This window comes from Kitasatospora sp. NPDC059088 (assembly GCF_042738155.1).
GTDB lineage: Bacteria > Actinomycetota > Actinomycetes > Streptomycetales > Streptomycetaceae > Kitasatospora.
Genome location: NZ_JBHYGR010000009.1, coordinates 90,577 through 98,818, shown reverse-complemented (window position 1 = coordinate 98,818; position 8,242 = coordinate 90,577). Strand labels below are relative to the sequence as shown.

The 8,242-nt window shown below is 75.8% G+C and carries 8 protein-coding genes; 4 read left to right on the top strand and 4 right to left on the bottom strand.

All coding sequences use genetic code 11. From position 1 onward, the window contains the following. Positions 1-261: 261 nt before the first annotated feature. Positions 262-585, top strand: a complete 324-nt coding sequence (locus ACFWXO_RS06855; protein ID WP_375897323.1) for a nuclear transport factor 2 family protein — start codon at positions 262-264, stop codon at positions 583-585. Positions 586-598: 13 nt separating this feature from the next. On the opposite strand, the gene ACFWXO_RS06850 is transcribed toward ACFWXO_RS06855, so the two are convergent. Beyond that, positions 599-1,819, bottom strand: a complete 1,221-nt coding sequence (locus ACFWXO_RS06850) for a serine hydrolase domain-containing protein (protein WP_380522632.1) — start codon at positions 1,817-1,819, stop codon at positions 599-601. Between the two features lie 86 nt (positions 1,820-1,905). On the opposite strand from ACFWXO_RS06850, the gene ACFWXO_RS06845 reads away from it, so the two are divergent. The 3 genes from ACFWXO_RS06845 to ACFWXO_RS06835 all read left to right on the top strand — a co-directional run bounded on the left by ACFWXO_RS06845 (position 1,906) and on the right by ACFWXO_RS06835 (position 5,083). Continuing rightward, on the top strand, positions 1,906-2,424 hold the full coding sequence (locus ACFWXO_RS06845; RefSeq protein ID WP_380522631.1) for an NUDIX hydrolase: 519 nt from the start codon (positions 1,906-1,908) through the stop codon (positions 2,422-2,424). A 72-nt stretch (positions 2,425-2,496) separates the two neighbouring features. Next, positions 2,497-3,405: a TetR/AcrR family transcriptional regulator gene (locus tag ACFWXO_RS06840; protein WP_375897317.1), complete on the top strand. Its 909-nt coding sequence runs from the start codon at positions 2,497-2,499 to the stop codon at positions 3,403-3,405. Between the two features lie 139 nt (positions 3,406-3,544). Further along, the gene (locus tag ACFWXO_RS06835; RefSeq protein ID WP_380522630.1) at positions 3,545-5,083 is read left to right on the top strand and encodes a hypothetical protein; all 1,539 of its coding nucleotides are present in this window, start codon (positions 3,545-3,547) and stop codon (positions 5,081-5,083) included. Positions 5,084-5,141: 58 nt separating this feature from the next. Here ACFWXO_RS06835 and ACFWXO_RS06830 read toward each other — a convergent pair whose 3' ends face one another. The 3 genes from ACFWXO_RS06830 to ACFWXO_RS06820 form a co-directional block, all read right to left on the bottom strand. Continuing rightward, a complete protein-coding gene (locus ACFWXO_RS06830) occupies positions 5,142-6,161 on the bottom strand; it encodes a TetR/AcrR family transcriptional regulator C-terminal domain-containing protein (RefSeq protein ID WP_380522629.1) in 1,020 nt (339 codons plus the stop codon). A gap of 107 nt (positions 6,162-6,268) precedes the next feature. After that, positions 6,269-6,979, bottom strand: a complete 711-nt coding sequence (locus tag ACFWXO_RS06825) for a spermidine synthase (RefSeq protein ID WP_375885298.1) — start codon at positions 6,977-6,979, stop codon at positions 6,269-6,271. Positions 6,980-7,154: 175 nt separating this feature from the next. Then, entirely contained in the window at positions 7,155-8,237 is a 1,083-nt protein-coding gene (locus tag ACFWXO_RS06820) for a YeiH family protein (RefSeq protein ID WP_380522628.1), read from the bottom strand. Positions 8,238-8,242: the final 5 nt, after the last annotated feature.

Here is an 8,242-nt window from a genome sequence, read left to right as displayed (position 1 = left end):
TCTCTCTGGGCTCTCTTCTCGCTGTGTGTGTTTTCGAGCTTGAGTTTGAGGGTGTCCGCCCCCGCGCGCCCCCCCCGCCCGCCCCCCCCCCCCCCCACCCCCCCGCCACTCCCCGCGGCGGGCTCACCGGGCAAATCGCCTGTTTCGGGATCTAAGCACATGAATCCGGTGATTTTGCCGACGCGCCGCCGACATGCCCGGACGGCCCGCGCGAACGCCCTAAACAAGGACTCCCGTTCCTCTTCCCCTCGGGAGTCCTCGATGACGATCGCCCCCAGCAAGCTCTCCGACCCCGCCGTCCGCGCCTTCGTGACCGCGGTCAACGCCGGCGACCGCGACGCCTTCCTGGCCACGCTCACCCCCGGCGCGACCATGTCCGACGACGGCTCCGACCGCGACCTGGCCGACTGGACCGAGCGCGAGATCTTCTCCTCGCGCGGCCGGATGGACGTCCAGACCGAGTCCGGCCACGGCCACGCCCTGGTCGCCAACTTCACCAACGACACCTGGGGCGAGATGCGCACCGCCTGGCGCTTCACCGTCGACGGCGGGAAGATCAGCCGCTTCGAGACCGGCCAGGCGTAGGGATCGGCAGGGCTCAGGACAGCCCCAGGCACCCCCGCACCGCGCGGATCAGGTTGCGCGAGCGCACGTCCCCGGTGACACCCGGCTGCATCCCGTTGGTGACGTACCCGAAGCCGAGCCCGAGCTCCGGGTCGGCGAAGCCCAGCGAGCCGCCCCGGCCCGGGTGGCCGAAGCTCGCCGGGGAGGCCATCGGCGCGGTCGGGCCGTGCCGCCAGAAGCCCAGGCCGAAGGTCGAGTTGACGATCAGCACCCGGTCCGGGCCGTTCACCACCGGCCCGACCGCACGGGCCAGCACCTCCGGGCCGAACAGCGGGGGCAGCAGCGCGCCGGAGCCGTCCGGGCGGTCGGCCGCGCCGATCAGCGCCGCGTAGAACCGGGCCACCGAACGGGCCGTGCCGATGCCGTTCGCGCCGGGGATCTCGGCGGCCTGCACCACCGGGTCGTTCATGTCCACCCCGGGCAGCACCGAGGCGAAGGCCCGGGCGGTCAGCGAGGCCGGGTCCTGGTAGGCGTCCCGGACGGACTGCTTGGGCCGCAGCCGCAGCCCGCTCGGGCCGGTCCGGGCCGCCTCCGGGGCGGGCAGGTCGACCAGCTTGCCGACCCGGGGCGCGGCACCGGCCGGCAGCCCGATCCACAGGTCCAGCCCGAACGGCCGGGCGATCTCCTCGGCGAAGTACTGGCCGACGGTCCGGCCGCCCGCCCGCCGCACCACCTCGCCGACCAGCCAGCCGAAGGTGTACGGGTGGTAGCCGTGCGCCGTCCCGGGCTCCCAGGCGGGCTCCTGCGCGGCCACCGCGTCGACGGCGCGCTCCCAGGTCAGCACGTCGTCCAGGCTCAGCGGCACGTCCAGCGCCGGCACCCCGGCCCGGTGCGACAGCAGCCAGCGCACCGGCACCGCGCCCTTGCCGGCCGCCTTGAACTCCGGCCAGTACGAGGACACCGGCGCGTCCAGGTCGAGCAGGCCCCGCTCGGCCAGCAGCAGCGCGGTGGCCGCGGTCAGCCCCTTGGTCACCGAGCGCAGCACCTGGGCGGTGTCCGCCGTCCACGGCACCGCGGGCGCGGGCCGGCCGCCGACCTCGGGCCGGGCGTCGCCGCCCCACAGGTCGACCACCTTGCGGCCGCGCAGGTACAGCGCGAAGGCCGCGCCCAGTTCGCCGCACTCGGCGAAGTTCCGCGCGAAGGCCTCCCGTACCGGCTCGAACCCCTCGGCCGTCTCGCCCCAGATCTCCACCACCGCGCGCCGTCCTCAGCCCGTTCGTCGACGTTCGAATACCTCGGTCCCGCGTTCGAAGCGGGCCCGGAAACCCTAACCTGTCGTTCATGACCAACCCTGCCGAAGAGCTGCTGGACATCGTCGACGAGAACGACCGGGTGATCGGGACGGCGCTGCGGGGGGAGGTGTACCGCCAGGGGCTGACCCACCGCTGCGTCTTCATCATGGTCCGCGACCCGGCCGGGCGGATCTTCGTCCACCGGCGTACGGACACCAAGCTGTTCTCCCCCGGCGCGTACGACATGTGGGTCGGCGGCGTGGTCGGCTCCGGCGAGAGCTACGCCGACGCGGCCGTCCGGGAGGCCGAGGAGGAGCTCGGCGTCCGGGGCATCGCCCCGCGTCCGCTCTTCAAGTTCCTGTTCCGGGAGCCCGACGGCGGCAAGCTCTCCTGGTGGTGCGACATGTACGAGGCGGAGTGGGACGGCCCGGTCGCCCCGCAGGAGTCCGAGGTCGCCTGGCACGCCTGGCTCACCCCGGCCGAGCTCGCCGAACGCCTCGCCCGCGACACCTTCGTCGTCGACGGCCTGGAGGCCTACCGCCGCTACCTGGAGCTCAAGGCCGGGTAGCCCGCCGGCCGGGCCGGCGAGCGCGGGACAGGCCGCATGGGCCCGCGGACGGCCGCCGGATAGGCTGCGCGCATGGCCTCCCGTACGCCGTCGCCGACGGCCGACCGCGCAGCACGGACCGCCGCCGCCCCCGACCGGGGGGCCGCGGGCGAGCGGCCGCGCCGGCGGCTGAGCGTGGACGAGCGGCGGGAACAGCTGATCGCCGTGGCCCTGGAGCTGTTCAGCCGGCGCCCTCCGGAGGAGGTGTCGATCGACGACATCGCCGCCGCCGCGGGCGCCTCCCGGCCGCTGGTGTACCACTACTTCCCGGGCAAGCAGGCGCTGTACGAGGCCTCGCTGCGGCGCGCCGGGCGGGAGCTCTCGGCGCGTTTCGAGGAGCCGATGGAGGGGCCGCTGTCGGAGCGGCTGTTCCGGGTGATGGGCCGCTACCTGGACTTCGTGCAGAGCCACGGGCCCGGCTTCGCCGCGCTGCTGCGTGGCGGCTCGGTGGCGGCCAGCCCGGGCACCTCGGCGGTGATCGACGAGGTCCGCCGGGCGGCGCACGACCAGATCCTCGCCCACCTGGCCGTCCCGGCGCCGAGTCCCGGGCTGCGGCTGACCGTCCGGGCCTGGATCGCCAACGCGGAGATCACCTCGCTGGAGTGGCTGGCCGAGCGGTCCGTACCGCTGGAGGAGCTGCAGCTGCACCTGGTCCAGGAGTTCGTCGCCTCGCTCACCCTCACCGCCGCCCGGGAGCCCGCGCTGGCCGCCGAGCTGGCCTCCTTCTTCGCCGACGAGCGGCCCGAGGGGCCGTCCGGGCGGCTGGTCCAGGACCTCGTCGGGCTGTTCGCCGTCCCCGGCATCCTCGACGCGCTCACCGCGCTGGCCGCTCCGACGGCCGGTTCGGCACCCGTCCCGGCGCCCGCCCCGACGGCCGCGGCGCCCGTGGACGAACCGTCCGCGCAGGCCACGGAAGGGTCCGCCGACGCCTCCCCGGCGTGATCATCGGGTGATCCTGCGGTTCGGTGCCGACGGTGGGCTCTGATAGGAATGGGCGGGGACCTGACGACCCGCCGCCCAGGCGGTTCCGGTCCCACCCGAACCACCGATCGCAGACGGAGCAGAGCGGGGGGCTCACCAGTTGACCCAGGACGTCCAGTTCAGTGCGGAGGCCAACCCCTTCGCGGCAGCCGAGCAGGTCAGCGCGACCCTCGGCACGCTCACCGACGCCCTCTTCGACGAGCACACCTCGCGCCACCCGGCCGCCGCGCTCAGCACCCCGAAGCCGGCCGAACACCCCGCCGCCGAGGCCCTGTTCGGCCTGCCGCTGGCACCCAACGGCCCGGTGCACGAGGCCCTCGACCGGCTCGGCACGGTACTCACCGCCGGAACGGCCCGGCCCGGCAGCGGCGCCCGGGTCGCCGACCGGGTGACGACCGCACTGCACCACCGCTACGGCGGCGGCGCGGTGCGCGGCGCCATCGCCGACCGGGGCACCACCTCGGCCGCGCTGTTCCAGCTGCCGGTCACCGGCGAGTTCGCCGACGCCAAGCTGCGCCCGCCGTTCGCCCCGGCCCTGGCCGCGCTGGCGGCCGGTCAGCAGACCCGGCAGCCGGTCGAACTGGCCACCGGCGCGGGCGCCGAGGTCCGACTGGTCGTCCCGCCGGGCTTCCACCCGCTGACCTCCCCCGGCGGGCCCGCCGGGGTCACCGCCCGGGCCGTGCCCGCCGCCCCGGCGGACACCGCCGACGGCACCGACGGCACCGACGGCACCGACCGGGCCACCCTCGCGGCGGCCGCCGAACTCACCGGGCACCTGGCCGAGGTCGCCGAGGAGCTGTTCGGCGCCACCGGGCCGGAGCCGCGCCGCGACTTCGCGGTGATCACCGCGACCCTGACCGACCTGTTCCACGACGCGGGCGTCCGCTACGCGGGCGTGTGCGCGCTGGAGGTGGACGGGCGCGCCTCCGAGGCCACCCTGGTCGTCTCGCTCGCCCGGCACCCGCTGCCGATCACCGAGCTCGCCACCGAACTGGCCACCGTCCGGCGGCACGCCGAGGTCTGGACGGTGCTGCTGCCCGCCGGGCCGGCCGCCGTCCTGGTCGAGGGCCGGACCGTGCCGGTGCCCGGGGCGCTGGCCGCCGACGGGCAGCGCCGCTGGGTGGTCACCTCGGCCGTCCAGGCCTTCGTACCGCTGCCGGACCGCGGGACGGTGCTGTGCGCCCAGCTGTCCACGGCCCGGCCGGAGGACTGGGAGCTGTACACCGAGGCGTTCGCGGAGCTGTTGAAGAGCATCCAGTTCGGCTGGGACGGCGAGTCGCTCCGGACCCCGGCCGCGCCCGCGCCGGAGGCCCCGCCCGTCGCTCCGCCCGTCCCGGTGCCCCCGCCCGCCGCCCCGGCGGCGGACCAGGAGGAGAAGCCGGTACACCTGCGCGGCACCCCGGTGCGCATCCCGCCCGCCGACTTCAACCCCTTCGCCCCGGTCGCGGAGGAGCCCGCGGCGACCGCCCCCGCGTCGGACGCGGCAGCTCCGGCCCCGCGCAAGGGCACCCCGGTGATGATCCCGCCGCCGGACTTCGACCCCTTCGGCATCTCCGGCACCACCCCCACCACGGACGGACCGGAGGCCGAAGCCGACACCGCGGACGACGCCGCGCCGGAGCACCGGCCGTTCGGCTGACCGACAACGGCCGGGGGCCTTTCCGGTGCGGTTCACCGCCTCAAAAAGCCGCCGGCCGTCAGCCGCTCCCCCGCACCGCGATCAGCGCCTCCACCCCGTCCAGCATCCGCGCCAGCCCGAACTCGAACAGCGCGTCCAGGCCCATGTCGATCTCCGGCCCCCGGTTCAGCGCGTCGAACATCGGGAACCGCTCCGGGTCCGTCATCAGCAGGTCGTGGTCCCGGTCGTCCAGCCGGTCCATCCACTCGTCCGCGGACATCCCGCTGTCCTGCTCGGCCTGCGCCTCCCGCTCGAAGTGGACCGCCAGCCCGCAGGTGAAGGCCGCCAGGCTGACCGAGGCCTGGGCCATCTCCGCCAGGCTCAGCCCCGTCCCCGCCAGCGCCGCCAGCGACCGCTCGGTGTGCAGCGCCGCGTCGGGCGCCAGCACCGGGCGGGTGAAGGACATGGTGGAGGCCAGCCACGGGTGGCGCCGGTAGATCCGCCACTGCAGGCGTGCGATCTCGTCCAGGCCCGTCCGCCAGTCCGGCGCCGGTGCCCCGGGCAGCGGCTGTTCGCCGAAGGCCTTGTCCAGCATCAGCCGCAACAGCTCGTCCTTGCCGGGCACATGGCGGTAGAGCGACATGGTCGCCATGCCCAGCTCGGTCGCGATCCGACGCATCGACAGCGCCGCGAGCCCCTCGGCGTCGGCCACCTGCACCGCCACCGCGACGATCCGCTCCCGGCCGAGCTCCCGCTCGCCGCCCTTCGCCCGCCGCCGCCCGCCCGTCGGCGCCGGGGTCGCGACCGGCGCCACGGCAGGAGCGGCGGCAGGACCCGCGGCCGGAGCCGGACTCCCGGCGGGCGCAGCCGGCGGAGCCGCCGGCCGGGCCGCCACCACCGTCCCCACCCCGGGGACGGCCCGCACCAGGCCCTCCTCGCGCAGGCGGTTCAGCACCTTGGTCGCGGTGGCCATCGCCACGCCCCACTCCTGCACGATCCGCCGCGTCGAGGGCACCCGGGCGCCCGGCCGCAACTCCCCCACCGCGATCCGACGTCGGAGCTCGGCCGTGATCCGCTCCGAGGGCGACCCGCTCTCCACCACACCACCACCCGCTCGACCCGACACGCCCTCGCGTCGCGGCCGCCCACGCTAGCAGCGCCGGCCGCCGACCGTACGGTCCCGACCGGCCTGCGCGGCGCCCGGGTTCAGCCGGCCCGGCGCGCCAGGTGCACCACGTCCGGCACGCCCCGGCTCACCGGGACCTCCTCGGTCACGACGTCCGAGAACCCGGCGGCCCGCAGCGCCTCCTCGAAGTCCGTCGAGGGCTGGGCGCTCCACACCGCCAGCACCCCGCCGGGCCGCAGCCGGTGCCACAGCACCGCGAGCCCGTCCGCCCCGTAGAGCCCGGCGTTGGAGTCGGTGACGGTCCAGTCCGGCCCGTTGTCGATGTCCAGGCACAGCGCGTCGTAGCGCTCGCCGTCGGCGGCGGCCAGGTACTCCAGCAGGTCGGTGTGGATCACCGAGACCCGCGCGTCGTCCAGCGCGCCGTCGGAGAAGCCGCCGAGCGGGCCGGAGCGGTGCCAGTCGATGATCGCGCTCTCCCGCTCGACGACGGCGATCCGCCCCCAGCGCGGTTCGGCGGCCGCGTACGCGAGGGAGAAGCCGACCCCGAGTCCGCCGATCAGCACCGACGGCGCGGCCGGACCGGCGCCGGTGCGGTCCAGTTCGTCCAAGGCCGCCTGGATCAGCAGCCGTTCGGAGCGCCCGTCCGCGGTGTCCATCAGGAAGCAGCCGTTGGCGATGATCTCGTAGTGCCGGCCGCGCTGCCGCAGCACCACCTCGCCGTACGGGCCCTCCCGCCGGTCGAGCGTGACGACGGCCTCGTGGGCGTCCCGTTCGGGCAGTGCGGTGGTCATGCTTTCTCCTCGGCGGACTCGGCGGCGTGCTTCGCCCCGTGGGGGGCGATCCCCGCCCGACGATAACCGAGTCCCGCCCACCGGACCGAGTGATCGAACCGGGCCGGTGGGCGGCGGGACACGCGTACGACTGCCGCGCCCGCACCGCCCAGGTCGCCCAGGTCGCTCAGGTCGCTCAGGTCGTGAGCAGCACCCCCGCGTACGACACCCCCGCGACCACCACCCAGGACCCGAGCCCGAGCAGCGCGATCCGCCCACCGGTCTTCGCCATGGTCGGCAGGTGCACCGCACTGCCGAGCCCGAACAGCGCGGCGGCCAGCAGCAGTTCCTGCGCGTCCCCGGCCAGGGTGAGGGCCCGCTCGGGCAGCACCCCGGTGGTCCGCAGCACGATCATCGCCAGGAAGCCCGCCACGAACAGCGGCACGATCGGCGGCCGACGGCCGGCCTTCGCCGCACCGTCCGCACCGTCCGCACCGTCCGCGCCCGCCCGGCGCGCGGCGCGCGCGTTGCGCCGTACCGTCACGGCCACGCCCGCGACCAGCGGCGCCAGCAGCACCACCCGCATCAGCTTGACCAGCACGGCCTCGCGCAGCGCGCCGGGGCCACCGGTCTGCGCGGTGGCGACCACCTGCCCGACGTCGTGCACGCTCGCCCCGACCCAGCGCCCGAACTCGATCTCGCCGAGCCCCAACGGGTGCTGCAGCAAGGGCAGTACGGCGATCGCCAGGGTTCCGCACAGGGTGACCAGCGCGACCGAGGAGGCGACGTCCTCCTCCTCGCTGCCCGCGGCCTGGCTGACCGCGCCGATCGCCGAGGCCCCGCAGATCGAGTACCCGGTGGCGACCAGCAGCGGCTGGTCGCCGGGCAGCCCGAGCCGCCGGCCCAGCCAGAGCGTGCCGGCGAAGGTGGCGGCGACCACGGTGAGCACCATCGCGACGGTGGCCCAGCCGAGGCCGAGCACGTCGTCCAGGCTGAGCTTGAGTCCGAGCAGCACGATCCCGAGCCGCATCAGCCGCTTCCCGGCCGTCGACAGCCCGGACCGGGCGACCCCGCGGACCACCGGGCGCAGCCCGGGCAGGTGGGCCGCCGCCATGCCGAGCACGACGGCGGCGGTGAGCTTGGGCACGGCGGGGACGGCCGCGTGGACGGCGATCGCGGCGGCCACCCCGACCGCCGCGAGCAGCAGACCGGGGGCGTCCCCGCCGAGCGGGGGGAGCGAGCGGGTACGGGTGGCCCGCTCGCGGAGGGTGAGTGCCACGCCGC

Excerpts from the sequence above, each read along its gene's own strand:
- ACFWXO_RS06855 (WP_375897323.1), top strand. The coding sequence starts at position 262 with ATGACGATCGCCCCCAGCAAGCTCTCCGACCCCGCCGTCCGCGCCTTC.
- ACFWXO_RS06845 (WP_380522631.1), top strand. The coding sequence starts at position 1,906 with ATGACCAACCCTGCCGAAGAGCTGCTGGACATCGTCGACGAGAACGAC.
- ACFWXO_RS06840 (WP_375897317.1), top strand. The coding sequence starts at position 2,497 with ATGGCCTCCCGTACGCCGTCGCCGACGGCCGACCGCGCAGCACGGACC.
- ACFWXO_RS06825 (WP_375885298.1), bottom strand. The coding sequence starts at position 6,979 with ATGACCACCGCACTGCCCGAACGGGACGCCCACGAGGCCGTCGTCACG.